A 26,997-nucleotide genomic window follows, 5' to 3' on the forward strand; every position below is an offset into this window, starting at 1 on the left:
TTTCGGAGTGCCCACATCATGTTGACCGCGAAACAACACGAACTCATTCGCTTCATTCAGCAGCGTCTGGAAGTCACCGGAATATCGCCGTCATTCGAGGAAATGAAGGCGGCGCTCGATCTGAAAAGCAAGTCGGGGGTGCATCGCCTTATCTCGGCTCTCGAAGAGCGAGGGTTTATCCGGCGATTGCCGAACCGCGCACGTGCGCTCGAAGTGGTGAAACTGCCTGAAGATGCGGTCACGGCGAAAGGGTCTGCCAATTCTGGCAAGACTGCTGCGAACGACACCATCGTTTCCAGCCACGCGGTCAAACGCGTTCCTGCCGAACCTGCGAACGACGTAATTGAAATTCCTTTGCACGGCCGGATCGCGGCAGGCGCGCCGATCGAGGCCATCGAGGGACAAAGTTCGATGCCGGTGCCGGCCGCTTTGCTCGGCCCCGGCGATCACTATGCCCTGGAAGTATCAGGGGACTCGATGATCGAGGCGGGCATCTTTGACGGCGACTTCGCCTTGGTGAAGCGGACCGAAACGGCGCGCGACGGCGAGATCGTCGTTGCTCTCGTAGACGGCGAGGAAGCGACGCTCAAATATCTGCGGAAAGAAAGCGGCATGGTTCGTCTCGATCCGGCCAACGCTACCTACGAAGCGCAGGTATATGCTCCTTCTCGCGTTCAGGTGCAGGGCAAGCTTGCGGGACTACTGCGGCGCTATCATTGATAGCGTGATCCGGCAGATTGCTTCCAACCGTGATCGCTTACGGGTGGCTCGCTCGTGACTATATGCTCTTCCCCGAGATAAATCGCAGTTCCGCCATTATCTTTCAGAAAGCGTCCATCGGCTTTCAACCATAGTGGGCGGCAGCTGCGCGGTAACCAACGATCCGCGATGACGATATGCGCCCTTTCGCATGCTGCCGAAAGTTGACGTTCGTCGAGCCGCTGACGATTTCGCGCAACCAAAATATGCCATGGCCGATCTGCGCGTAAGATCGTCAAACTGCAGAAGTCTCGGCTACATCGCGCTCCCGGCCAATTGTCCAATAGCATCGGTGATGCCTCAGACCCGGAAAGTTCGACGAGAATGTCTCGCGCATAGCTACCTTCGCTATCTCGCAGCACGAAAAGCTTGCCGCTGTCGTCGACCAATCCGACATCGCGGCCATCGCGAGTAATGAGGATATCCGGTGTCGGAGTGAAAGCCACAAGTCCTGCCGCGAAGCTGGCCGGCAGCAGTCCGTAGAGCCGAACCTTGCCGCGCCATAGGGCCAACCACAGCGCACCGGATACGAAAAGCATGACAGTAAACAGGCCGATCTGCGGTATGAGTTTGACCGCATCAGGCCGCGTCGCCGTAAAGTGCGCAAGTGCCAGCATCGCGTCCAGCGAAAGTCCTGCAAAGAACCAGACGGGCGCGCCAAGACCGAACAGGTCGAGAAACAAAGCAAGCGCTATCAAGGGCATGCTGACGAAGGTGACAAGCGGTATAGCGAGGACGTTGGCGAACGCCCCGTAAAGCCCGGCGCGGTGGAAATGGAACAGAACGATCGGCATGAGTGCGAGCTCGATCACAACGCCTGTCGCAAATAGCATTGCGGTTTTACGAGCGAGCCGCTCCACTGAACTGCATTCGCGCGGCGCTAGGAATTTCCGAACCGGCTCACTGCTATGCAGCGCCACGATCGCTAAGACCGCCGCAAAACTCATTTGAAAGCTCGGCCCGACGAGCGACTCCGGCCATAGCAGGAGAACAAAGATGGCCGCTATGGCTACCATTCGCAGTGAAAGCGGCTCTCTCCCAAGAACGAGGGCGCCCAGTACGAGGATCGCCCCGGCGCAGCTTCTAACGGTCGGAACCTGCGCACCAGTTAGAAGGGTGTAACTAATGCCCGCTGCGGCGCCCAAGGCAGCAGCAATAAGGGGCAAACGAACACGCAAAGCCAAAGCTGGAAAAAGCGCGAGGACACGGATTGTCAGAAAGTAGATCGCGGCGATTACGGCACTTACATGAAGTCCACTGATCGATAACAGATGCGTCAATCCGGCATCACGCATCGCCTCCTCATCGGCAGTCGAGATGGAACCGCGGTCACCACTGGCGAAAGCGGCCGCGATACTTCCGGCGGAACCGTCGAGCCGTTCGCGAACGTGGGCGGCCAAGCTACGCTGTATGCTTGCAATATGATTCCGTTTTGTAGGGGCCGCGCCTACGATCTGGACCTCTCCTGCGAGGCTCCCTGTCGCGGCGTAACCTTCGAACCAGGCGGCACGCGCAAAATCGTATGCGCCGGGAAGCAATGGCGGGGACGGCGGCATGAGACGCGCACCTAAGCGCACCCGGGCTCCTTCGACCATTCCTGCGACCACTCGATCCTCGGGAATATTGATGCGAACCTTGATCGGTTTGCCGGTGTCCGGTTGACGTGCGGCAACGACAATCCGCACGCGTTCTTCCGCCGGCTGTTCGATAAGCTCGAGGATAGTGGCTTCCATGCGTAAGAAGCCGGGGTGTTCGATAGGCTCGGCATCAGCGATCGCCGACCGGGTCCAGACCGTCGCCAATCCTGCCGCAATTGCTACCGTGATAGTAACGATCGACAGCAGGATAAGAGTCCTGTCGGATCTACCACGCCAAATGGTATAAGAAAGTGCAGCCAGGCTCGCCACAACGCCGTTAAATGCCACCCACTGCCATTGTAGCGGCAGGATGAACCATGCGCCGATACCGGCCGCGAATGCGACAGCCAGCCAAGGTCCCCGGTCGAAACCGGATAGCGACAGGAACCCTTCGATCCGGTCCGCCAATCTGGACAAGACCGTGCGCATGGGCCAAATGCGCCGCACTGCAGCATCATCCCGCCCCGACATCGAAACGCCGGGAATGGTGGGTGGATCAGATGCGGACGATACCGACATGGAAGGGCAGTACGAGAAATGGCTAGTAAAAGTGTGAATGCCGGCGAAAGCTCTGATCGCGAAGTCGTCACACGTTTCGCACCCTCCCCAACCGGCTTTCTACATATCGGCGGAGCGCGCACTGCTCTCTTCAATTGGCTGTTTGCCCGTCATCATGGAGGCAAAGCTTTGTTGCGGATCGAGGATACCGACCGCCAAAGATCGACCCAGGACGCAATCGACAAAATTCTCGAAGGTCTAGACTGGCTCGGGCTCGACTATGACGCCCCTCCCGTTTTCCAGTCGGATCGCGCTGAACGGCACGCAGAAGTCGCCTACGCGCTGCTTGAGGCCGGTCATGCCTATAAATGTTTCGCGACCTCTGAGGAACTCGAGCAGATGCGTGCAGAGCAGCGCGCCGCGAAGCAGCCAATGCGCTATGATCGCCGCTGGCGCGATCGAGAATCGGCTGAAATGCCTTCGGATACGGCCTTTACGATCAGGCTAAAGGTACCGATCGAGGGCGAAACCGTCATCGAGGACGCCGTGCAGGGCCGAGTTACGGTGAACAACAGCGAGATCGACGACTATATCCTGCTACGCGCAGACGGGACGCCGACCTATATGCTGGCGGTGGTAGTCGACGATCACGATATGGGTGTCACTCACATTATCCGGGGTGACGATCACCTCAACAATGCATTTCGGCAATTGCCGATCATTCGGGCCATGGATCGGATCGAAGGCGGTTGGCCCGATCCGGTCTACGCCCATGTCCCGCTGATCCATGGCTCGGACGGAGCGAAGCTTTCCAAGCGGCACGGCGCGGTAGGCGTGGAAGCTTACCGTGATGATGAAGGGATCCTTCCCGAAGCTTTATTCAATTACCTCCTTCGCCTCGGATGGGGTCACGGCGATAGGGAAGAGATAACTCGTGAAGACGCGATCGCACTGTTCGATCTCGACGGCGTAGGAAAAAGCCCATCGCGTTTCGACATCAAAAAGCTTTTGAATCTGAATGCGCATTATATCCGAGATGCCGATACGACCCATTTGGCTGAAATTGTCGCCAAGAAAATCGGGCAAGGCGCAGAAACGGATCTGCTGGAACGCGCCATGCCGGTTCTCACGCCCCGCGCGAAAACCGTAAACGAATTGGCGGAAAGCGCTCGGTTCCTTTTTGCTACACGACCTTTAGAAATGACCGATAAAGCCGCAGCGCTCCTGGACGAGGAAGCGCGTGAAAGGCTGTCGGGTCTGTCGAAAATGCTGCACCTGCAAAATGACTGGACATCCGACGCGCTGGAAGCCACTACAAAATCGTATGCCGAAAAGCTCGACATAGGGCTCGGCAAGCTGGCGCAGCCGATGCGCGCGGCTTTGACCGGATCTACGATGTCGCCCGGCATTTTCGATGTTCTGGTGCTTCTCGGAAAGGAAGAGTCGCTCGCGCGTATCGATGAGCAGACCGTTCCGAAAAACCGGTAGGTTCAAAGTAAGGAGACAACCGTGGCCGATAAACAGGCAACTCTCGATTTCGGCGATACCTCGCAGGACTTTCCCGTATTGGAAGGCAGCTGCGGACCGGACGTCGTTGACATCCGCAAGCTCTATGGATCGACCGGCAAGTTCACCTACGATCCGGGCTACAAATCGACCGCGAGCTGTGAAAGCGCGCTCACATTCATCGACGGTGAAGAAGGCGTATTGCTCCATCGCGGCTATCCGATCGGCCAACTCGCCGAACAATCGAGTTTCATGGAAGTCGCCTACCTGATGCTGAACGGCGAACTGCCGAGTGCTGATGAACTGGACGATTTCGACAACACAATCACGCGGCATACCATGCTGCACGATCAGATGCGGCAGTTCTACCAAGGCTTCCGCCGCGATGCGCACCCGATGGCAATTATGTGCGGCGTGGTCGGCGCGCTTTCGGCCTTCTACCATGACAGCACCGACATTGCCGACCCAGAGCATCGAAAGATCAGCAGCCACCGGTTGATCGCCAAAATGCCAACGATCGCGGCGATGGCGTATAAATATTCGGTTGGTCAACCCTTCCTCTACCCAGATAACTCCCTGAGCTACACGGGCAATTTCCTGCGTATGACTTTTGGCGTTCCGGCGGAGGAATATGAGGTAATTCCCGCCGTCGAAAAGGCGATGGACCGGATCTTCATCCTTCACGCCGATCACGAACAGAACGCTTCGACCAGCACCGTTCGCCTTGCGGGGTCCTCTGGCGCCAACCCGTTCGCCTGCATTTCAGCCGGCATCGCGTGCCTCTGGGGCCCGGCACATGGCGGGGCAAACGAGGCCGCGCTGAACATGCTGAAGGAGATCGGCACGCCCGATCGTATCCCGCATTACATTGAGCGCGCAAAGGACAAGAGCGATCCGTTCCGCCTCATGGGTTTCGGCCACCGCGTGTACAAGAACTACGATCCGCGCGCGACGGTCATGCAGAAGACCGTTCGCGAGGTGTTCGAAGCCTTGAACGTAAAGGATCCGGTTTTTGAAACTGCGCTGCAGTTTGAGGAAATCGCTCTGAACGACGACTATTTCGCCGAAAAGAAGCTGTTCCCGAATGTCGATTTCTATTCGGGAATCATCCTTTCGGCGATTGGCTTCCCGACTACAATGTTCACGGCTCTCTTTGCCCTTGCCCGAACCGTGGGTTGGGTCGCACAGTGGAACGAGATGATTTCCGATCCCGGCCAGGTTATCGGCCGTCCGCGCCAGCTTTATACCGGCCCGACGCAGCGCGACTACGTGCCGGTCGAAAAGCGATAAGCTGGGTTCGGGATTGAAGAGAACTAGGGCGCTCCGGCGCCCTTTTTCTTAGGTGTACAACGCCGCATCCGGCACTTTTAAAGTGAAGCGGGCCCCCTGCCCCGGCGCACTCTCGACGATGAGATCGCCATTCATGGCACACGCGATACGGCGCGAAATATACAGCCCAAGCCCAGAACCGCTATCTCCGCTACGACCAAGCCGCTCGAACTTTTCGAAAACCTTCTTTTGCTGCTCCTCATCCAGACCGTGCCCCTGATCGGCGACGGTGACCGAAGCGTACCCCTCCCCGGCATCCGTTCTAACCCAAACCTGACTGTTTTGCGGTGAATAGCGGATGGCGTTCCCGACGAGGTTAAGAAGGATTTGAAGAACCCGGCGAAATTCGGCGATTGCCATCTGGCTTTCCCCTTCCACGGGAGGGACAAGGGTGATCTGCTTTTCCTTCGCTCGTGCACCAAGAATGCCACAAGCGCGCTGGGCGACCTCTGCAAGATCGATGCGGTCGGGAGCCGTCGTAAAGTTTTCCGCTTCAACCGCTTCCAAATCCGATAAGTCGTCGATCAGACCAAGCAGATGCTGCCCTGCATCCGCAATGTCCTTCGCGTACTCACTGTAATTGTCCGAAAGAGGACCAGCGAGCTTCGAGCGAATGGTCTCCGCGTGGCTGATTATCCGATCGACAGGTTGACGAAGTGCGGGGGTGAGATCACGGCCAAGAGAAGGCGAATACGCATGATTTCCGGGAGCGGTCGCGAGGTCGCTGGACAAAGCCTCATTTGCAGTGAGGTAAACGACGAAACCTGCCTGTTCTTCGCCCTCGTCCAATCTTTCAATGTGGACCGTCCAACTTCTTCGCGAGCCAGCTATGCGGGCAACTTTGCCATCTAACTGCCGCCAGTCCAAGTTGCCCGAGATCTCGATAGAAAAATCGAGAATGGTACGCCAATCTTGCCCCATAGCGGCAGTTCCGCGCTTATGGAACTGCGCAAGGTCGTCTGATTCAGTCTCGATCGAAACGATACGATGTTCGAGATCTACCCGCATCGCACATTCGGCGAGATTACGGTCAATCTCACGAGAGAGAATATTACTTCCTCTTCCGATTGGCTCGGCACTCCATTCGATGATTGAGATTTTCGTGCCTGAATATTTTGGTACGATCTCAGCTCTTGCCTTTATCGTTTGCAGGCCATCGTAAGCTTGGAATTCTTCGGAAACAGTCTTCGCTTCTGAACGCGCTTTTTCGACCAGTTCGAGAAGCATAGGCACTGCAACGATTGATCCAATTTTTCCGCCACAGGTCGCTTGCAACATGGCGAGCCGAGCATCCGCCGCTACCAGACGATCATCGGCGTCCGTCACACCACAGACCGGTCTTTCATCTTCAGAATTGGTCATATCGAGTGCGCCAAATTAAACCTTGCTACACGTCTTGGTTAGCTCATAATTTGGTTAATGAAACTCGAAGCTACCGTTTTAAACTCGTTACCTCGTAGCGTCATTTCTTTCAGAGTGATGGTTTGCGTGTGATCCACGATACTCGATCCAAATCAGGTTTGCGGTTACTATACCGCATAGAATGGCGGCCACAACGAAGCTCGAACCGGCGAGTTGGCCCAAAGATAGAGTAATCGCCAATAACGCAGTATCGCGGGCGAGAGATGATATAGGCGTTTGGGCCTTCGCCTTCGCTAAAATCAAAACCGCAAACAGCATGAGCGATACGAATACGCGGGTGAAGCCATATATCATCGGCGCCGACAAGAAGATCAGACCGCAAATCACAATTTCAGCTGCGGAAGACAGGAACCGGAACCCGCGATCGTCCTGATTGGTGAGGTGAGCAATCGTCTCCCCGCAGCGCCCTGAAATGAACGCTAACGCGATTGTCGCGAAAGCGGTGGCAAACCATCCGATAGAACCAAGCGCGCATGCTAGAACGAGAAGTATCGCACAAACGAGCGTCGGACCACGTTCGTAGCGCGTGCTAATCACGTCGCGAGCCAGTCGCAGTCCAACTCTTTCGGCCATGAACAAGCATGGGGCCCAAATGTCTGTTTCCCGCGCTTGCGAGGTGAGCCATCGTTTTTCTTTGTCTCGAAGATCGACGGCAGTGCTCTCCCGCATCCAATATCCACAGTCGATTAGGGCGCTATCAATTGGCTTGATCGGCACCCTGTTTTGCAATGCCAAACGCAATAAAGTCGGCACAGGCGCAACATCGCTCGGCAGATTTACAAAGGACCGAGCGATCGCACTTGGTGCCATTAGCACACCGGCCCACGCCCATTGCGGATCTATCCTCTCATAGCCGATCGGAACGCCAACTTCGGAATTAACCGCCGCAACGAAGGGCGAATGAGACAACTCCTCCAGAAGCCTCTCTTCAGGAAAGACCGCCTCTTCGAACAGCAACAGCTCACCATCGATCGGCAGTTTCGAGACAAGATCGGGCGTGGAAAGGGCGACGACAAAATCAACTTGTGAGGCGTGGAGCCGATCGGCCAGCTTTTGGAGGGTCCCGTGAGATCCACTCGCGAAACACACTATTCTTTGGCATTGCAGCGCTATCGCCATGTCACATTGATGCTCGAGAACCGTCCTTCCGAGATATCGGGCCAGCGTGGGTGATCCAGGCTCGCGATCTTGGAAAGAGATAATCGCTGTACGCATTCCTACCGACATGCATTCATGCCTAAACGCCATGGACGGAGCATGCAAAGCGCTCTGCATAACCCGTTAAAATCTCTTTTAGGCGAAAGGGAATGCGCGTAGATCTGATCGCCATGGACAAGCGTTCGCATATCAGAGCCGTCGAAGAAGCAGCGTCTCAGCGACAAGGCCCCCCTCCTCCCGAAGCCGACCCCGTTGAAGAACACGCCGCTGAGGTCGATGACCCCACCGCGTCTGACGTTTGGACAGCCTCCTCGTATGAAGATGTAGAGGAAGCCGGCGGAACATCGACCGGCACGGCCGTATCGATACTCGCACTTATAGCGGTCACAGCGTGGACAGGTTTGTTCTTCTGGAGCAACCGTTCGGAAATATTGGGCGGAGCACCAATCGCGCAATGGGTAGACTGGATCGCGACATGGGCCGTTCCCGTTCTTCTAGTGATCGCAATCTGCTTGCTAATCCTTCGTACTTCGACACGAGAAGCCAAGCGGTTCGCGAATATCGCCGCTGCGCTCTCGAATGAATCTGCCATCCTTGAAGCGCGACTGGCGACGGTGAACCGCGAACTCAGTCTCGCTCGAGAGTTTCTCTCCGCTCAGTCCAGGGAACTGAGTTACTTCGGACGAGCAGCGGCCGAGGGCATTACACGACACGCGGAAACTCTTGAAACTCTGCTTCGTGAAAACGGCGGGCAGTTCGAGGCGATTGAAAGTGTCAGCGAAAACGCTCTGACGAACATGGAGAAGTTGCGCGACCAGCTCCCGGTCATTGCAAACTCTTCGCGCGACGTTTCCAACCAGATCGGGAATGCCGGGCGTATCGCGTCGGATCAATTGGAACATCTGATTAACGGCTTCGAACGCCTCAACGAGTTCGGGACGGCTAGCGAGCGGCAAGTCATATCCCTGCGTGAGCAGGTGAACGAAACTCTGGAAGCGTTGGAACTGCGGGCAGGTGAAATCGAAGGAACGGTATCCGCGCGTTTTGTGGCGCTAAGGGAAGAAACCGATACCTTTTCCGCAGCACTCGGTGAGAGAGAAGCCGCAAATCTTGAAGCATTACGCTCGCGCGCCGAAGCAATGCGAAACCTATTGGATGAGGTTCATGAGGGATCGCGCAAAAGCGGCGAAGTATCCCTGGAAATTTTCAAGTCGCGATTGGCCGATGTGCGGCAAGACGCCGACGCCCTTGAGCGTATGCTGTCAGAGCAGAATCAGGCTGCTCGCAACGCCTGGCTTGGTCATATCGAGGAAGTCGAGGACCGGCACCGCGCGCTGCTGACGGGAATAGGTAAGGAGACTTCGAAGCTTCATTCTGCGCTGAACGAAGCAATCGACGAGGCCAAGACCAAAATTGCCGGGATCGATGAGGGTCTTGAACAGCGACGGGTACTCCATCGTGATAGACTGGAAGACCTCGCGCGTGAGGCGGAGGGAGTCGCCGACCGTATCGATAAGGCGAGTGCAACTTTGGGAGCGGTTTCCGAACAAACGCGCGAGACGCAAGGTACGCTTATGGCTGCCATTACCGAATTAAGAGCGACGCTCGATGGAAGCCGGGAAGCGCTAGACGGGACCGACATGGCGATCGCCGCTTTGACCGACGCAGGCGTTCGGCTCCTCGAACTCTTGCAGGCAAGTGCACGGCAAAGCCGCGATGAATTGCCGTCGGCCCTCTCCTCTTCGGAAGATCATCTGCGAACAATCGAAGAACGTTCGAAGCAAGTTCGCTCCGTCATTCAAGACGCTCAACAATCCGGGGAGGCTCTACACGAGCGTTTATCTTCGATCGACGGACGTACTCAGGGTGTCATCGGTTTCATAAGCAAATTCCAGTCCGAATTCGGACACGGTACGGAAATACAAATCGCTGAAATAGATCGACTTCGCGAGGCTGTCCGCGACTTAGCGAATGAAAACAACGAAGTAGCGGAAAAAACCCAAAACGATCTTCGCGCATCGTTCGAAATCGTGGAGAAGGCCGCGCGGGACGCTTTGGCTTCATTCAGCGATGAGCACGATGCTCGAATTCAAGAAATTGCGGATCGGATTGGCCGCAATAGTGCTGCCGCGATTGATAGCGCTGTTACCGAGCATCTCGACGGTGCGCTCAATTCTCTCGATCTTGCTCGCGAACGATCCAGTTCCGCCGCGCAGGATGCTGCCGAGCAATTGCGAGATCAGCTGTCGAAAATAGACGAGCTGACGGATAATCTGGAGACCCGCGTGGCCCGTGCGCGAACCGAAGCGCAGGAACGGATTGACAATGACTTCTCCCGCCGCGTCGCCTTGATCACGGAAAGCCTGAATTCGAGTTCAATCGACGTCGCCAAAGCCCTCTCGACCGACGTTTCGGACACCGCATGGACGAGCTACCTCAAGGGCGATCGCGGCATCTTCACCCGCCGCGCAGTTCGCCTGATCGAGAACAGCGAAGCGCGCGAGATTGCGGCGATCTACAATGACGACGCGGATTTCCGCGAGCACGTCAATCGTTACATCCACGATTTCGAATCGATGCTGCGGACCCTTCTCTCGACGCGTGACGGCAATGCTTTGAGCGTCACCATGCTCTCGAGCGACATGGGCAAGCTGTATGTTATTCTTGCGCAGGCGCTGGAACGTTTGCGGCAATAGGCTTGATCAGCTTTTCATGCCTGGCCCCCAAAGGATGAGATCTTCAGCCACGATCCAGCCATAGGCGTAATTCAGAACGTAGAGGAACGTCAGGACAGCGGCGAGGACGCTTGCGCGTTTGGCCACTAGACTTGGACGAAAATTAACGGGCGCACTATCCGCCTGACCAGCGACTTTTTCGACACCCGCCTCGTCATGCGTTTTTACCCCGAATGGCAGGATAACGAACGCGCTCACCACCCAGAACAGGGCATAAATCGCGACGATCGACGTCCACTGCATCGGTAACGACATCGCGCTTATGCTGCCGGGAGCAGGACTCGAACTTGTGGCTTCTTGCCCGACCACCTCTGCGCCGTCCTACGAGTGGCGAGACGCGCCGCCTCGTGAATGGCGTCGCGTGATTTGCGGTCCGCGCCTTTTAGTTTGGCGATTGCCTTGCCAATATCCGCACGCGCTTCGGCAACGAAGTCGTCATGATCTTCATCTAGCGGGAGACCGAGTGTCTCTATTTGGGCCTCGAGCGCGCGATCCAATGCGACTACGATCACACCGTCGCGCATCAAGCGCCTGCGCATCGCCATTGTCTCTCCATCAGCAGGCACAATTAGATCGCCGTCCAGCACAAGCCGTCCTGCGCGAACCTGCGCGACGGTTTCGGGCTTGCCGGGAGCGAGGCGAACGATGTCTCCGTTCTGTTGTACGACAGCATGGGGAATGGCGTTCGCCTTGCCGAGCCGCGCCTGCTCTTGCATGTGCCGCATCTCCCCATGCACCGGCACGAGAACTTCAGGTCGGAGCCAACCGTAAAGCGCTTCGAGTTCCGGGCGCCCCGGATGGCCCGAAACGTGGATCATGCTTTGCCGATCGGTCACCATCGTGATCCCACGTTCGGCGAGCTTGTTCTGAATGGCGCCGATGGCGATCTCGTTGCCCGGTATCTGGCGACTGGAAAACAGCACTACATCCCCGCGAACGAGTTCGATCGGATGGTTTTCTTCCGCAATTCGCGAAAGCGCGGCGCGCGGTTCTCCCTGCCCTCCCGTCGCGAGAATCAGCACCTCGCCACGCGGGAGGCGCATCGCTGCGTCCCAATCGATAACCTGCGGAAATTCGGCGAGATAGCCATTGTCCTGTGCGACCTCCATGATGCGGTCGAGCGATCGACCCGCGACACATAGTTGCCGTCCGGTCTCCCGCGCTACATCGCCCAAAGTTTGTAGCCGCGCCACATTGCTTGCAAACGTCGTGACCAGCACACGTTTGCCCGAGTGCTTCTGAACCTCTTCAAGTAAGCCCTTGTATACCGCACCTTCCGATCCGCTGGGGGCCGGATTGAAGACATTGGTGCTGTCGCATACCAATGCGAGAACGCCCTCGTCGCCGATCTCGGCCAGCTCGTCTTCGGTCGTTGGTTCGCCGATGATTGGATCTTCGTCGAGCTTCCAGTCTCCTGTGTGGAAGATCTTTCCATGCGGCGTTTCGATTAAAAGCGCGTTCCCTTCCGCGATCGAGTGTGCGAGCGGAAGATAGGTCACCTTGAACGGCCCGACATCGAAGATGCCGTGGTCCTCGTCGATCGTATGCAGTTCGATCTCGCCGTCGAGCCCCGCTTCCGCCAGCTTGCGTTTTATGAGGTCCATCGTGAAGGGCGTTGCATAGATCGGCACGCCGAGGTCGGCGGCGAAATACGGGATCGCCCCGATGTGATCTTCATGCGCGTGCGTGACGACGAGAGCTTCAAGCTGGTCGAGCCGGTCTTCAATGAATTCGAGGTCGGCGAAGACTAGATCGACGCCGGGATATTCGCCGCCGCTAAAGGTCATGCCAAGATCGACCATCAGCCATTTGCCCTGACAGCCATAGAGATTGACGTTCATGCCGATCTCTCCCGATCCCCCGAGGGCTAGGAACAGCAATTCGTCTTCGGGCGCGTAATTCTTCTTCATGTGGCGGCGTTTCCGGCGAGGATCGCCAGCCCTTCTATGGTGAGGTCGCTATCGACTGCGTCGAACATGGAGGTATGCTCGTCAAACAGGATAGCAAGGCCTCCGGTCGCAACGACCTTCACGGGGCGGCCGATTTCGCGCCGCATTCGCTCGATCAGGCCCTCGATCAACGCGACGTAGCCCCAGAAGACGCCGACCTGCATCTGGTCCTCGGTATTGCGACCGATAACGCTATCGCTATCGGGTTTGCGGATCGCGATGCGCGGGAGTTTAGCCGTGTTGCCGACGAGGGCGTCGAGCGAAAGGGTGATGCCCGGCGCGATGATGCCGCCTTTATAGGCGCCGTTGAAATCGACCGCGTCGATCGTTGTCGCCGTGCCGAAATCGATCACGATCAAGTCGCCCTCATATTTGCGATGGGCCGCAATGGCATTGAGCGCGCGGTCCGCGCCAAGCGACCGCGGCTCGTCAACATCGATGGAGATGGGCCAAGCCGCCCCGCCCTCGCCCGCGATCATCGGTTCGACACCGAAATATTTCTGCGACAGTACGGTGAGATTATGCAGCGACCGTGGGACGACAGAGCCGATCATGATGCGCGTGATATCCTCGCGCGCATAGCCCTCGATAGCGAGCAATTGGAGAAGCCAGACTGCGTATTCGTCGCCCGTACGGCGCGGGTCGGTCGCGATACGCCAGCGGGCCTTGATGTCCGGCGTGCCGCCTTCAGCCTGAGCCTTCGCAAAGAGCGCGAAAACGACATTTGTGTTTCCGACATCGGCAACGAGCAGCATAATCAGCGGATCTCCTGTTGCAGCACGACATCGCCTGCATGAATGACGCGCTCCCCGCCGTCCGGCAGCGCGAGACAAAGGTTGCCCTCGTTCGTCAATCCAGCGAAGGAACCGGACAGCGGTTCCTCGCCCGGCGGCATCACAGTAAGCAGCGTGCCGGGGGAGTGGGCAGCCTGCATCCAGCGGCGGATGAGAAGGTCGAGCCCGTAGGTCCGCCAGCGTTCCAGTTCCTGCGCGAACCGTTCGACAAGGCTTTGGGCGAACATGTCGCGATCGGGTGCAGGTCCAAAGTGCGAAAGCGCGATGGTCTTTCGCTCCGGAAGTACGGGCGCCTTGAAGAGATTGACGCCGATGCCGACGATAATCGTATCGCGGCTCCGTTCAAGAAGGATGCCTGAAAGCTTCGCATCGTTCAGCAGCAGGTCGTTCGGCCATTTGAGCGCCGCTCTCGCTGTCGGCGGAATGAGGGGCGCGGTCGCTTCATAAACAGCCAGTCCTGCGACGAGCGAGAGGGTATGCGGCGGCGGATCATCGGGCTTTACCGCGACCGGCGTCGAGCCCATGAAATTGCCGCTCGCATCCTGCCATACGCGGCCTTGCCGTCCGCGCCCCGACCCTTGCCTGTCGGCGACGAGCCAGGTCCCCTCGTGCAGCACTTCGTTCGCGTCGATCCGCGCCAGGAAGTCGGCATTGGTCGAACCGGTTTCGGCGACCGTCTCGATCAAGGTATCGCGAACAGCGTAAGACCGGCAGCATCCGCCATACGGCCGAGCCACGGCGTGAGCAGGTAGCCCAGCGGAGAAACCACGAGCACGCTTAAGGCGAGTACCGCCCAATGGCCGACCGGAGCCGAGAAGCTGCGCACTTCGCCCGGCTCATCGAAGAACATCACCTTGACGAACTTGATGTAATAGAATGCGCCGATCACGCTCGCGGCGATACCGATCGCCGCGAGGGCGAGCATATCGGCTTGGACGGCGGCTTGGAACACCACGAACTTGCCCCAGAAGCCGAAAAGCGGGGGAATGCCCGCGAGGCTGAACATCAACGCGAGGAGGCACCACGCAAGCGCGGGGCTCCGTGTGGCCAAACCTGCAATGTCGGCGAAACTTGTCAATTTGTCGCCTTCGGGATCGCGCAGGATCAGAAGCGCGGCAAAGCTGCCGAGCGTCATGAAAACGTAGATCGCAAGATAGACCAGCACCGCGCTAGCACCTTGCGGCGTGGCGGCAGCGAGGCCGATCAAGATAAAGCCGACATTATTGATCGACGAGTAAGCGAGCAGGCGTTTGAGGTTCTGTTGACCGATAGCCCCAAGCGCACCCACCACGATCGATGCGAGCGCCGCGAAGATGACGATCTGCTGCCAGCTTCCGGACTGTCCACCAAAAGGTTCGAACGCCAGGCGAACCAGCATCGCCACCGCCGCAACCTTCGGTGCGCTGGCGAAGAAGGTGGTAACGGGCGTCGGCGCACCTTCGTATACGTCGGGCGTCCACATATGGAACGGCACGGCGGCAACCTTGAAAGCGACGCCAGCCAGAACGAATACAACGCCGAATACTGCCCCGGTGTTGAACTGTGTGTCGAACGCCAGGCGGATGCCGTCATAGCTCGTCGTGCCGGAAAAACCGTAGACCAGGCTTATACCGTAAAGGATGATACCCGAGGCGAGACCGCCGAGGACGAAATATTTGAGGCCCGCTTCGCTCGACCGGCTATCGGACCGGGCAAAACTCGCAAGGACGTAGGACGCGAGGCTGGACATCTCTAGTCCGATATAGAGCGTCATCAGATTGGTGGCGGAGACCATCATGCCCATGCCGACCGCGCTGAACAGCATCAGCACGGGATACTCACCGCGATATTCACCGCGACGGTCGAAGTAATGCGGTGTCAGGACGAGGCAGGCGATGGTCGCGATGTAGATCAGTATTTTCGACAGGGACGAGAAAGCATCTACTCGGAACAGGTCGCCGAAAGCATAGCCGGCAAGACCACGCATCGTGTCGTCCATCATGAACGCGGTGAAAACCAACGCGCCGAACAGCGCAGCCGCCGCCGCAATGGTTATTATCCGCGCAGCGCCGCGGCCGGTCCATGCCGTAACCAACAGCAGTACAAGGCCCGTGATCGAGAGCCCGATCTCCGCCGAGGTCAGGTAAAGGGAATTGGCGTACCCCATCAATGCGCCCCTTCCGAGCCGTGTTCTTCGGCGACGACGTAATTTGCCGCCCGCTCTCGCGGCGTTCCGACCGCCAGTTCGCTATCGTAATGCGGCGAGACAGGCGCGAGCCGCGCTTCGAGCATCGCTATATCGCTGCGCATCGGCGCCAGGAAACTTTCGGGGTAGATACCCATCCACAGCGTCGCCGCGGCAATCGGCCCGAGCATCGCCCATTCGCGTAGGTTAAGGTCCGGCATCCGCGCTGCATCGGCATTCTTCTGCTCGCCAAATGCGACCCGGCGATAGAGATAGAGCATGTATGCCGCGCCGAGGATAATGCCGGTCGTGCAGACGAGCGTCACGAAGGTCGAAACCCGGTAAATGCCTGCAAGTGCCAGGAACTCGCCGACGAAATTGCTGGTGCCCGGCAAGCCGATGCTCGCCATGGTGAACAGCAAGAAGAACAGGGCATAGCGTGGCATATTGATGCTGAGCCCGCCATAGCGCGCAATTTCGCGCGTATGCAGCCGATCGTAGATAACGCCTACGCACAGGAACAGCGCGCCGGAAACAAGGCCATGACCGAGCATGACCATCATCGCGCCTTCCAGCCCCTGCGCATTGAACGCAAACAGGCCTACGGTGACGATCGCCATGTGCGCAACCGACGAATAGGCGATCAACTTCTTCATGTCCGCCTGCACCAAAGCGACGAGAGACGTATAAATTACCGCAACCATCGACAAGGCGAAAACCAGCCACGCAAGCTGCGCACTCGCATCGGGAAACATCGGCAGGCTGAAACGGATGAAGCCGTAACCGCCGAGTTTCAGCAGCACGCCTGCAAGAATGACCGAACCCGCGGTCGGCGCCTGCACGTGCGCATCGGGGAGCCAGGTATGCACCGGCCACATCGGCATCTTCACTGCAAAGCTCGCGAAGAAGGCAAGCCACAGCCATGTCTGCGCACCGGCCGCGAAGTCATACTGCATCAGCGTCGGGATGTCGGTCGTACCGGCGGCATTCGCCATCCAAAGCATCGCGATCAGCATGAGGACCGAGCCGAGCAGCGTATAGAGAAAGAACTTGTAGCTCGCGTAAATGCGGTTGTCGCCTCCCCACACGCCGATAATGAGGTACATCGGAATGAGGCCCGCCTCGAAGAAGATGTAGAACAGGAAAAGGTCCTGTGCGGCAAACACGCCGATCATCAACACTTCCATCAGGAGGAACGCGGCCATGTATTCACCGACGCGTTTGGTGATGCTGTCCCAACTGGCGAGGATACAAATCGGCATCAGGAACACGCTGAGCATGATGAGCAACAGCGCGATCCCGTCTATGCCAAGGGCGTACTGGAAACCTGCGAACAGCGAGGCACGCTCGGTGAACTGCCACTGCGCCCCGCCGATGTCGAAAGTGAGCCACAGCAGGATGCCCAACGCCAGATCGAACAGCGTCGCGCCAAGCGCCACCATACGCGCGGCTGGACCGGACAGGAACAGGCAGGCGATCGCCGCTGCGAACGGAATGGCGAGCATGATCGAGAGGATCGGAAAATCCATCAGAACAGCACCCATGTGATCGCAGCGACAAGGCCCAGCAGCATCACCAGCGCGTAGCTGTAAAGATAACCGGTCTGGAACTTGTGCGCGCCGACCGACCCTTTCTCTACGATCCAGGCAATGCCGTTCGGGCCGAACCGGTCGATCGTGCCGACATCGCCGAACTTCCAGAAGATCCGACCGAGCCAGAAGGCGGGTACGACGAAGAGGTAATGATAGAGTTCGTCGAAATACCACTTGTTGTAGAAGAAGCGATAGACCGGTCCGAGTTGGTCCGCGCCCTTCTCAGGTATGGTCGTATCTTTGATGTAAGCCAGCCAAGCTACGAAAAGCCCGATCAGCATGACGATCGCGGCGGCGTATTTCACGAGATACGGCGTCGCATGCATCGCGTGGATCAAAGGCTCGTTGTAGAAGATCGAACCGTTCCAGAAGGCTGCGCTGTCCAGGAATGCAGGCGCAAACAGCTGGCCTGCCAGGATGGCACCTAACGAAAGAACGCCGAGCGGCACGAGCATTGTAATCGGGCTTTCGTGCGGATGATAGCCGCCTGTACCGGCTTCGTAATTCGGCGACGGAACGTGGTGGCTGACATCATGTCCGGCATCTTCCTGGATCGCCGGATTGTGTTCTTCCGGTTCGCCATGTCCCGCATGGACGGCGTGCCGGATATGCTCGCTATCGGCCCAGCGCGGACGACCCCAGAACGTCAGAAACATCAGGCGCCAGCTGTAGAAACTCGTCAAGAGCGCCGCGAAAATACCCATCCAGAAGGCAAATGTGCCAAGTTCGGTGCCGCGCGCGAACGCAACCTCGATGATGGCGTCCTTCGACCAGAAGCCCGCAAAACCCACGCCGAGATGATAGATGCCGACGCCGGTGATTGCCAACGTGCCGAACAGCATACCCCAGAAGGTAAACGGTATCTCTTTTCGCAGCGCTCCGTAATAGCGCATGTCCTGCTCGTGGTGCATCGCGTGTATCACGCTGCCCGCCCCGAGGAACAGAAGCGCCTTGAAGAAGGCGTGCGTGAAGAGGTGGAACATCGCCGCGCCATATGCGCCGACGCCCGCGGCAAAGAACATGTAGCCCAGCTGCGAACAGGTCGAATAGGCGATGACGCGCTTGATGTCCCACTGGGTCGTGCCGACGGTGGCGGCGAATATACAGGTGGCCGCCCCGATGAACGTCACGAGGCCGAGCGCCACCGGCGCGGTCTCGAACATCGGACTAAGGCGGCATACCATGAACACGCCGGCCGTTACCATAGTCGCCGCGTGGATCAGCGCCGAAACGGGCGTCGGCCCTTCCATCGCGTCGGGGAGCCAGGTGTGGAGGCCAAGCTGCGCCGACTTACCCATCGCGCCGATGAAGAGAAGGATGCACAGCACATCCATCGTCTGCACGCGCATGCCGAGGAAGCCGATCGTCGCTCCGCTCATGCCGGGCGCCGCGGCTAGAATTTCGGGGATCGACACCGTGCCGAAGACCCAGAACGTACCGAAAATTCCGAGCATGAAGCCAAGATCGCCGACACGGTTGACGACGAACGCCTTGATCGCCGCCGCACTGGCACTCGGCTTTCTGAACCAGAAGCCGATAAGAAGGTAGGAGGCCAGGCCGACGCCTTCCCAACCGAAGAACATCTGCACCAGATTGTCTGCCGTCACCAGCATCAGCATCGCGAAGGTGAACAGCGAGAGATAGGCGAAGAAGCGCGGTTGATCTGGATCCTCGTCCATGTAGCCCCAGCTGTAGAGGTGGACCAAGGCTGATACGGTCGTGATGACTACCAGCATGACCGCCGTCAGGGTATCGACCCTGAGCGCCCAATCGAAGCGAAGTTCGCCCGATTGCACCCATTGCAATACCGGCTCGACGGTGGCCGGGACGCCGCCACCGAGATAGGTCAGGAAGATCGGCCAGCTCAGCGCGCACGAGATGAACAGCGCCGCCGTGGTCACACCCTTAGCGACCACGCTGGGTGCGGACTTGTTGATGAAGCCCGCGACGATGGCTGCCAGCAGGGGCAGGAAGACGATGATCTTGATCATGGGGGTCGCCCTACCCTTTCAGCCTGTCGACACTGTCGACCGCAATGGTGCCGCGACCGCGGAAATAGATGACGAGGATGGCCAAGCCGATCGCCGCCTCGCCCGCAGCGACGGTCAGCACGAACATCGCGAAGATCTGACCGACCAGATCGTTCAGGAAGGCGCTGAACGCGACGAGGTTCAGGTTCACGCTAAGCAGGATCAGTTCGATCGCCATAAGAATGACGATGATGTTTTTGCGGTTGAGGAAAATGCCCAGCACGCCGAGCACGAACAGGATGGCGCTGACAACGACGTAATGTTCGATACCGATCATAGCTCGACCCCCTCGCCCACCGTGGGCTGACGCATCACCGTCGCATCTTCGGGCCGGCGCTGGTTTTGCTTCGAGATATTCTGGTGGCCGCGCTGCGTCTTGGGCGGGCGGTGAGTCAGCACAATTGCTCCGATCATGGCGACCAAAAGAATGATACCCGCCGCCTCGAACAAAAACAGGTATTCCGAATAGAGCAACGCACCAATCGCCGCCGTATTGCTTGCGACGACCGGCTGCGCCGCGCCCGCCACCGGCGTGCCCAATGCGATTTCGCCTGCGCGATAGGCGCCGATGCCCAGCACCAATTCCGCGAGCAGCACCAGCGCGATGACAAGGCCGAGGGGGAAATTCCGGACGAACCCCGCCCGCAGGGCCGCGACGTCGATGTCGAGCATCATGACCACGAACAGGAACAACACCGCGACCGCGCCGACATAAACGATTACCAGCAGCATCGCGATGAACTCGGCGCCGACAAGGACCATCAGCCCCGCCGCATTGAAGAAGGCGAGGATGAGCCACAACACGCTGTGCACGGGATTGCGCGCCGTGATGACCATCACGGCGGAAGCGATCACGAGTACCGCGAACAGGTAAAAGGCAATGGTCTGGATCATGTGGCCCCGGATTCGTTGGGCGGCGGTTAGCGGTAGGGCGCGTCGGCTTCAAGGTTCGCGGCGATGGCGCGTTCCCATTTGTCCCCGTTGGCGAGCAATTTCGCCTTGTCGTAGAGCAATTCCTCGCGGGTTTCAGTCGAATATTCGAAGTTCGGGCCTTCGACGATGGCATCCACCGGGCACGCTTCCTGGCAGAAGCCGCAATAGATGCACTTCGTCATATCGATATCGTAGCGCGTAGTGCGGCGGCTGCCATCGTTGCGCGGCTCGCTTTCGATCGTGATCGCTTGCGCCGGACAGACCGCTTCGCACAGCTTGCACGCGATGCAGCGTTCCTCACCATTAGGATACCGGCGAAGCGCATGTTCGCCGCGAAAGCGCGGGGAGAGCGGGTTTTTCTCGAACGGATAGTTGATCGTCACCTTGGGCTTGAAGAAATACTTCAACGTGAGGGCGTGCGCCTTCACGAACTCCCACAGGGTGAACGACTTTACGAGATGGGCGACATTCATTGCGCCTGTAATCCTAACTTGTTCAATTCATTGAATGTGAAGATATTAATTTCTTCGGTAATTTTACAAAAGCCAGCAAGGGCCAAAGGTCTTTCGGGCGCCTCTTCAGCGGATTGGATCACTTTGCCTGATCTTGTGATGGAAGGCGCTGGCGGTGGAATTCGGAAAGCCGTGACGACCGTTGGCAATTCTTCACGCTGCGGAAGCATAAAATTTTCGGTCTTAAGTTCAAAGGTATGCCATTTATCTTTAGTAGTTACCGGTTCTGACCACTCGTCAAATCTCGGAAGATCGGCGTTTGCAAACAGCCCTGTATCGTCATGGATTATACGAGTCTGCTTTGGAAGTTCGCGGATGGTCCGCTCTGACCTATCCTTCCATGCTTCGAAACCTCCTACGACATAAACTGTACCACCATTTTGTTCTAAAACGAGGTTGTAGAGTTTGTCCTTTGTATCGCGAAAATCACATTCTACGAAGAGTTTCGGAGGCGTCGAAATTTCCGAGTAGTTTATAAAAGACCATTCAGGCGTTGGCCCAGATGGCGGGACCGCAGTTTGCGCCCAGACAGCGCCTGACGTGACCAACCCACATATTGCCAAGTACCTGAACGTGATCATCCAAACCTCGTCAGCATCAGCCAGCCCGAAATCAGGACCACGAACAGCAAGCTCAGCGGCAGGAAAACCTTCCAACCAAGCCGCATGAGTTGGTCGTAGCGATAGCGCGGCACTGTCGCCATGACCCAGCTGAACATGAAGAAGAAGAAAAACGTCTTCAACAGGAACCACACGATGCCGGGAATGTCGAACCAGGGGATCAGGTCGATGTTCAAAGGCGGCAGCCATCCGCCGAAGAACAGCAGCGTGTTGAGGCTGCACATCAACAGGATGTTGGCATATTCGCCGAGCCAGAACAGCGCGAAGCTCATGCTGGAATATTCGGTCTGATACCCGGCAACGAGCTCGCTCTCAGCCTCGGTGAGGTCGAATGGCACACGCTGCGTTTCGGCCAAGCTAGAGATGAAGAACATCACCCACATCGGGAACAGCAGCAGGTTGAAAGCATAGGCGTTCACAATGCCGAAGCCGTGTCCGAGCTGGCTGGCGACGATCTCGTTGAGGTTGAACGTACCGGCATAGAGCACCACGCAGATCAGGATGAAGCCGATCGAGACTTCGTAGCTGATCATCTGGGCGGCGGCGCGCATGGCGGAGAAGAACGGGTATTTTGAGTTACTCGCCCACCCCGCCATCACCACGCCGTACACCGAGAGCGAGCTGATCGCGAGTATGTAGAGCAGGCCGACATTGATGTCCGCCAGTACCGCGCCGCTACTGAACGGGATCACCGCCCACGCGGCGAGTGCCACGGTGAAAGTCACGATCGGCGCGAGGATGAAGATACCCTTGTTCGCCGCAGTCGGGATGATGGTTTCCTGGAGGAACACCTTCAATCCGTCGGCAAAGCTTTGCAGCAGGCCAAAGGGGCCGACCACATTAGGTCCACGCCGCAAGTTGATTGCCGCCCACACCTTACGGTCGACATAGATTACATAGGCCACGGCCAGCATCAACGGCAGCGCAATCAGCAGAATGCCCGCGATGGTCGCGATGGTCCACGCCGCCTCGTAAGTGAGGCCGAGAGATTGGAAGAATGCGGTCATTCCGCAGCCTCCGCCAGTTCGTCGCCATGGAAAAGTTCGGCGGAGCATTGCTGCATCACCGCGCTCGCTCGGGCGATCGGGTTGGTGAGATAGAAGTCCGCGATCGGATACCGGTCGATAGAGCCTTCCGCCTTCGCATTCATGTCGGCTTTCGGCAATGCACCGAAGGACGCAACACCCTCTTCGCCCAGTGCCGGCACTTCCGCGATCATCGCCGATTGAAGCTCGGCGAAGCTGTCGAACCCGACCTTTACGCCGAGCGCATCGGCGAGTGCCCGCAGAATCGTCCAGTCCTCACGTGCGTCGCCCGGAGCGAACACGGCCTTCTCGGCGAATTGCACCCGGCCCTCGGTGTTGACGTATGTACCGTCCTTCTCCGCGAAGCTGGCACCCGGCAAAACAATGTCCGCCGCGTGTGCGCCCTTGTCGCCATGGTGGCCGATATAGACCTTCAGGCTATTTGCGAACGGCGCGTAATCCGTCTCGTCCGCACCGAGGCTTAGAAGCACGTTAGGGTTTGCGGCTGCAATATCCGCCATGCCCCCGCTTTGCGCAAAGCCGAGCATCAAACCGCCCATTCGCGCCGCCGAGAAATGCAGGACGTTGAAGCCGTTCCAATCCTCCTTCACGAGACCGAACGTCTCGGCGAAAGCCAGCCCTGCATTCAGCGCGCCGCGCGCCAGTGCCGCGCCGCCCATGATGATCGCAGGCCGCTCCGCCGCTTCGAAGGCATCACTGACATGGCCAGGCAGATCATTCAGCACGGCAAGATCGGTGCCGAGGAATTCTGCCGGGAAGGTCGTATCCCAGAGCGGACCGACGAGGAAAATCTTCGCACCGCGCTTCGCCGCCTTGCGCAGGCGAACGTTCACGAGAGGCGCTTCCCAACGCACATGGCTACCGACGATCAAGATCGCATCGGCAGTTTCGATCCCGGCTAACCCGCTGTTGAAGTTTACGGCAGCGAGGTTGGACACATCGTAGTTCATCCCGGTCTGGCGACCTTCGATAAACGAGGAACCGCATGCCTTTATAAGCGCCTTGGCAGCGAACATGGTCTCGCAATCGAGCATGTCGCCTGCGACCGCCCCGATGGACGATTTGTCCGAACCAAGCCGGTCCGCGATCGTCCCGAATGCTTCGTCCCACGTACTTGCCGCGAGTTTCCCGTCCTTGCGCAGAAACACCTTGTCGAGCCGCCGCTTGCCAAGCCCATCGACTTGGTAGCGCCCCTTATCGCTCAACCACTCCTCGTTGACCGCATCATTTATGCGCGGCAGGGCGCGCATCACTTCGCGGCCCCGACTATCGAGCCGGATATTGGCGCCGACAGCATCGGATACGTCGATGCTCATCGTTTTCTTCAATTCCCACGGACGCGCCTCGAACGCGTAAGGGCGGGAGGTCAAAGCGCCGACCGGGCACAGGTCGATCACATTGGCGCTAAGCTCATGCTCCGCCGCCTGTTCGAGATAGGTTGTAATCTGCATGTCCTCGCCGCGGCCGACCGCGCCGATCTCGTCCACCCCGGCGATCTCTTCGGAAAAGCGGACACAGCGTGTGCAGTGGATGCAGCGGGTCATGATCGTCTTGATCAGCGGGCCCATATATTTCTCGGTTACAGCGCGCTTGTTCTCATGATAGCGCGTAGCGCCGCGACCATAGGTCATCGACTGGTCCTGCAAGTCGCACTCGCCGCCTTGGTCGCAGATCGGGCAATCGAGCGGATGGTTGATGAGGAGGAACTCCATCACCCCTTCGCGCGCGGTCTTGACCATCTTGGTGTCGGTGCGGATCTCCTGTCCGTCCGCCGCCGGAAGCGCACAACTTGCCTGCGGCTTTGGCGGTCCGGGTTTCACCTCGACCAAGCACATACGGCAATTGCCAGCGATGCTGAGACGTTCATGATAGCAGAAGCGCGGGATTTCCTTCCCGGCAAGCTCGCAAGCCTGCAGGACGGTCGCGCCGTCGGGAACTTCGATTTCCTGGCCATCTACGGTAACTTTAGGCATTATTCCGCCGCCTCCGCGAATTGTGCATTATGCTCCTCGATGCGACGTTCCAGTTCGGGGCGAAAGTGACGGATCAGGCCTTGAATCGGCCAGGCCGCAGCATCGCCAAGTGCGCAGATGGTGTGGCCTTCCACCTGCTTCGTGACCTGCTGCAGCATATCGATTTCCTCGATTGCCGCATCGCCATCGCGCAAACGCTCCATCATGCGCCACATCCACCCCGTGCCTTCACGGCAGGGGGTGCACTGGCCGCAGCTCTCGTGCTTGTAGAAATAGGAGAGACGCGAGATTGCACGGACGATGTCGGTCGATTTGTCCATCACAATGACCGCCGCCGTGCCGAGGCCTGAACCGAGTTCTTTAAGCCCGTCAAAGTCCATCGGCGCATCCCAGATCTGTTCAGCCGGAACCAAAGGCACCGACGATCCGCCCGGAATGACCGCGAGGAGGTTGTCGCGCCCCCCGGTAATGCCGCCGCAATGCTTCTCGATCAGTTCGCTGAACGGGATGCTCATCGCCTCTTCGACGACGCACGGCTGTTCGACGTGGCCGCTGATCTGGAACAGCTTGGTGCCCGCATTGCCCTCACGCCCGAAACTGGAAAACCATGAAGCGCCGCGCCGGAGGATCGTGGGTGTTACGGCGATGCTTTCGACATTGTTAACCGTGGTGGGGCAGCCATAAAGACCAGCGCCCGCCGGGAAGGGCGGCTTAAGGCGCGGCTGGCCCTTCTTGCCTTCGAGGCTTTCGATCATCGCAGTTTCTTCGCCGCAGATATAGGCGCCTGCCCCGCGATGCAGGAACACGTCGTAATCGTAGCCCGAACCGCTGGCGTTCTTGCCGATCAGTCCGGCATCGTACGCCTCGTCGATCGCGGCCTGCAATGTCTCGGCCTCGCGAATATATTCGCCGCGAATGTAGATGTAGGCGGCGCGTGCCCGCATCGCGTAGCCGGCAACCAAAGCGCCCTCGATCAGCTTATGCGGATCGTGGCGGATGATTTCCCGGTCCTTGCAGGAACCGGGTTCGGATTCGTCGGCATTGATGACGAGGAAGCTTGGGCGACCGTCCTTGCTCTCCTTCGGCATGAACGACCATTTGAGGCCCGTCGGGAAGCCCGCCCCGCCCCGGCCACGTAGCCCAGACGCCTTGATCTCTTCGATGATCGCATCCTGCCCGCGGCCGAGCAGTGCCTTCGTATCGTCCCAGTCGCCGCGCTGCTGCGCCGCTTTCAGGCCCCAGTCCTGGAATCCGTAGAGGTTGGTAAAGATACGGTCCTTGTCAGCGAGCATCAGCCCATTCCTCCGAATACGACGATTGCCGCGACGATCAGAATGCCTACGAGCGCGATAGTCTTAACAACGCCCGCGAGCACCTTCCATGCGATGAAAACCGCGACCAGCGCGATAATGATGGTAACGATGTCCATCAGTGGTCGCTCTCCCCACCCTTCGGCTTGCCTTTACCAGCCTGCAACGCGACCAGAAGCGCTCCGACTACAATCAGTGCGGTGCCAATTACGTAGGATGTACTGAAGACATCGATCAGGATGCCGACCACGATCAGGGTGACACCTATCCAGATCATCGGCGAATTGCGTTTTTTCACCATTCGCTCCGATAATCGTAGTTAGCGTCGACCATCTCTTTCAGTGTCGTTACACCATCTGACGGCTCGCTGGTGTGGCGGCCTGGCTCCTGTGTGCCGGGCTTCGGCTGTTCGCCGGCGGCCAGCGCATCGAGAACCGCGTCGAGACGTTCCGGCGTAAGGTCTTCGTAATTATCGTCGTTGATCTGGGCCATCGGCGCGGTGGCGCAATTGCCCATGCATTCGACCTCGGTAAGGGTCCAGAGGCCGTCTTGCGAGACGTGGCCTTTCACCATGCCGCGCTTCTTGCAGGTTTCGAACAAAGCATCCGAGCCGCGCAGCATGCACGGCGTCGTGCCGCAAACCTGCACGTGATACTTCCCGACCGGCTTCAGATTGTACATAAAGTAGAAGGTCGCGACCTCGAGCACGCGGATTACCGGCATGTCGAGATACTCGGCGACATATTCGATTACCGGAAGCGGCAACCAACCCTGCGTGTCCGTCTCCTCGCCGACCTGCCGCTGGGCAAGGTCAAGCAGCGGCATTACCGCCGATTTCTGGCGTCCATCCGGATAACGCGCGATCGCCTCGTCGGCCTTTGCCTTGTAGGTTTCCGTAAACGCAAAGCCTCCCCAGCGATCGCGAAGTTCGGGAGTGTCGGGTGCCGGGGAACGGTCAGCCATTGGTATATCTCAAAGCAGAACGATTCCGTCTTACAAATACTGAAAAGAGCAAATTCAGGGTAAACAC

At 58.3% G+C, this 26,997-nt stretch carries 24 protein-coding genes; 4 read left to right on the forward strand and 20 right to left on the reverse strand.

Annotated features, from left to right (window positions below):
* The first annotated feature begins 18 nt into the window (after positions 1-18).
* A complete protein-coding gene (lexA, locus tag E3U23_RS03415) occupies positions 19-720 on the forward strand; it encodes a transcriptional repressor LexA (protein ID WP_279349801.1) in 702 nt (233 codons plus the stop codon).
* On the opposite strand, the gene E3U23_RS03420 is transcribed toward lexA, so the two are convergent.
* Positions 714-2,813 (reverse strand): ComEC/Rec2 family competence protein, encoded by a 2,100-nt coding sequence (locus tag E3U23_RS03420; protein WP_279349802.1) that lies wholly within the window; start codon positions 2,811-2,813, stop codon positions 714-716. The genes lexA and E3U23_RS03420 overlap by 7 nt on opposite strands.
* A gap of 120 nt (positions 2,814-2,933) precedes the next feature.
* Between E3U23_RS03420 and gltX the strand changes: the two genes are divergently transcribed.
* The gene (gene gltX / locus E3U23_RS03425) at positions 2,934-4,382 is read left to right on the forward strand and encodes a glutamate--tRNA ligase (RefSeq protein ID WP_279349803.1); all 1,449 of its coding nucleotides are present in this window, start codon (positions 2,934-2,936) and stop codon (positions 4,380-4,382) included.
* Positions 4,383-4,403: 21 nt separating this feature from the next.
* Entirely contained in the window at positions 4,404-5,690 is a 1,287-nt protein-coding gene (locus E3U23_RS03430; protein WP_279349804.1) for a citrate synthase, read from the forward strand.
* A gap of 48 nt (positions 5,691-5,738) precedes the next feature.
* On the opposite strand, the gene E3U23_RS03435 is transcribed toward E3U23_RS03430, so the two are convergent.
* The gene (locus E3U23_RS03435; RefSeq protein ID WP_279349805.1) at positions 5,739-7,091 is read right to left on the reverse strand and encodes a sensor histidine kinase; all 1,353 of its coding nucleotides are present in this window, start codon (positions 7,089-7,091) and stop codon (positions 5,739-5,741) included.
* Between the two features lie 87 nt (positions 7,092-7,178).
* On the reverse strand, positions 7,179-8,270 hold the full coding sequence (locus tag E3U23_RS03440; protein WP_279349806.1) for a hypothetical protein: 1,092 nt from the start codon (positions 8,268-8,270) through the stop codon (positions 7,179-7,181).
* Positions 8,271-8,458: 188 nt separating this feature from the next.
* On the opposite strand from E3U23_RS03440, the gene E3U23_RS03445 reads away from it, so the two are divergent.
* Positions 8,459-11,005, forward strand: coding sequence for an ATPase (locus E3U23_RS03445; RefSeq protein ID WP_279349807.1), 2,547 nt, complete (start codon positions 8,459-8,461; stop codon positions 11,003-11,005).
* 6 nt (positions 11,006-11,011) lie between these two features.
* Here the strand turns inward: E3U23_RS03445 and E3U23_RS03450 are convergent, their stop codons facing one another.
* The 17 genes from E3U23_RS03450 to E3U23_RS03530 are packed head-to-tail and all read right to left on the reverse strand — an operon-like array spanning position 11,012 to position 26,930.
* A complete protein-coding gene (locus E3U23_RS03450) occupies positions 11,012-11,287 on the reverse strand; it encodes a DUF1467 family protein (protein ID WP_279349808.1) in 276 nt (91 codons plus the stop codon).
* A gap of 17 nt (positions 11,288-11,304) precedes the next feature.
* Positions 11,305-12,954 (reverse strand): ribonuclease J, encoded by a 1,650-nt coding sequence (locus tag E3U23_RS03455; protein WP_279349809.1) that lies wholly within the window; start codon positions 12,952-12,954, stop codon positions 11,305-11,307.
* On the reverse strand, positions 12,951-13,748 hold the full coding sequence (locus E3U23_RS03460) for a type III pantothenate kinase (RefSeq protein ID WP_279349810.1): 798 nt from the start codon (positions 13,746-13,748) through the stop codon (positions 12,951-12,953). The genes E3U23_RS03455 and E3U23_RS03460 overlap by 4 nt, the downstream gene beginning before the upstream one ends.
* Positions 13,749-13,750: 2 nt before the next feature.
* The gene (locus E3U23_RS03465; protein ID WP_279349811.1) at positions 13,751-14,473 is read right to left on the reverse strand and encodes a biotin--[acetyl-CoA-carboxylase] ligase; all 723 of its coding nucleotides are present in this window, start codon (positions 14,471-14,473) and stop codon (positions 13,751-13,753) included.
* A complete protein-coding gene (gene nuoN / locus E3U23_RS03470; RefSeq protein ID WP_279349812.1) occupies positions 14,470-15,933 on the reverse strand; it encodes an NADH-quinone oxidoreductase subunit NuoN in 1,464 nt (487 codons plus the stop codon). Before nuoN ends, E3U23_RS03465 begins: the two co-directional genes overlap by 4 nt.
* The gene (locus E3U23_RS03475) at positions 15,933-17,495 is read right to left on the reverse strand and encodes an NADH-quinone oxidoreductase subunit M (RefSeq protein ID WP_279349813.1); all 1,563 of its coding nucleotides are present in this window, start codon (positions 17,493-17,495) and stop codon (positions 15,933-15,935) included. Before E3U23_RS03475 ends, nuoN begins: the two co-directional genes overlap by 1 nt.
* Positions 17,480-19,534, reverse strand: a complete 2,055-nt coding sequence (gene nuoL, locus E3U23_RS03480) for an NADH-quinone oxidoreductase subunit L (protein WP_279349814.1) — start codon at positions 19,532-19,534, stop codon at positions 17,480-17,482. The genes E3U23_RS03475 and nuoL overlap by 16 nt, the downstream gene beginning before the upstream one ends.
* Before the next feature lie 10 nt (positions 19,535-19,544).
* Positions 19,545-19,850 (reverse strand): NADH-quinone oxidoreductase subunit NuoK, encoded by a 306-nt coding sequence (nuoK, locus tag E3U23_RS03485; protein WP_279349815.1) that lies wholly within the window; start codon positions 19,848-19,850, stop codon positions 19,545-19,547.
* A complete protein-coding gene (locus tag E3U23_RS03490; RefSeq protein WP_279349816.1) occupies positions 19,847-20,467 on the reverse strand; it encodes an NADH-quinone oxidoreductase subunit J in 621 nt (206 codons plus the stop codon). Before E3U23_RS03490 ends, nuoK begins: the two co-directional genes overlap by 4 nt.
* Positions 20,468-20,493: 26 nt before the next feature.
* Positions 20,494-20,979 carry an NADH-quinone oxidoreductase subunit NuoI gene (nuoI, locus tag E3U23_RS03495; RefSeq protein ID WP_279349817.1) on the reverse strand — a complete coding sequence of 162 codons (486 nt, stop codon included), beginning with the start codon at positions 20,977-20,979 and terminating at the stop codon, positions 20,494-20,496.
* A complete protein-coding gene (locus tag E3U23_RS03500) occupies positions 20,976-21,599 on the reverse strand; it encodes a hypothetical protein (RefSeq protein ID WP_279349818.1) in 624 nt (207 codons plus the stop codon). Before E3U23_RS03500 ends, nuoI begins: the two co-directional genes overlap by 4 nt.
* Positions 21,596-22,645, reverse strand: a complete 1,050-nt coding sequence (gene nuoH / locus E3U23_RS03505; RefSeq protein WP_279349819.1) for an NADH-quinone oxidoreductase subunit NuoH — start codon at positions 22,643-22,645, stop codon at positions 21,596-21,598. Before nuoH ends, E3U23_RS03500 begins: the two co-directional genes overlap by 4 nt.
* On the reverse strand, positions 22,642-24,657 hold the full coding sequence (nuoG, locus tag E3U23_RS03510) for an NADH-quinone oxidoreductase subunit NuoG (RefSeq protein WP_279349820.1): 2,016 nt from the start codon (positions 24,655-24,657) through the stop codon (positions 22,642-22,644). The genes nuoH and nuoG overlap by 4 nt, the downstream gene beginning before the upstream one ends.
* Positions 24,657-25,949, reverse strand: coding sequence for an NADH-quinone oxidoreductase subunit NuoF (gene nuoF / locus E3U23_RS03515; protein WP_279349821.1), 1,293 nt, complete (start codon positions 25,947-25,949; stop codon positions 24,657-24,659). Before nuoF ends, nuoG begins: the two co-directional genes overlap by 1 nt.
* Complete coding sequence (locus E3U23_RS03520) at positions 25,949-26,086, reverse strand: hypothetical protein (RefSeq protein ID WP_279349822.1); 138 nt, start codon at positions 26,084-26,086, stop codon at positions 25,949-25,951. Before E3U23_RS03520 ends, nuoF begins: the two co-directional genes overlap by 1 nt.
* Entirely contained in the window at positions 26,086-26,265 is a 180-nt protein-coding gene (locus E3U23_RS03525) for a hypothetical protein (RefSeq protein ID WP_279349823.1), read from the reverse strand. The genes E3U23_RS03520 and E3U23_RS03525 overlap by 1 nt, the downstream gene beginning before the upstream one ends.
* On the reverse strand, positions 26,262-26,930 hold the full coding sequence (locus tag E3U23_RS03530) for a complex I 24 kDa subunit family protein (protein ID WP_279349824.1): 669 nt from the start codon (positions 26,928-26,930) through the stop codon (positions 26,262-26,264). The genes E3U23_RS03525 and E3U23_RS03530 overlap by 4 nt, the downstream gene beginning before the upstream one ends.
* Between the last annotated feature and the right edge of the window lie 67 nt (positions 26,931-26,997).

It is taken from the genome of Erythrobacter litoralis (assembly GCF_029760855.1).
Classification (GTDB): domain Bacteria; phylum Pseudomonadota; class Alphaproteobacteria; order Sphingomonadales; family Sphingomonadaceae; genus Qipengyuania; species Qipengyuania litoralis_A.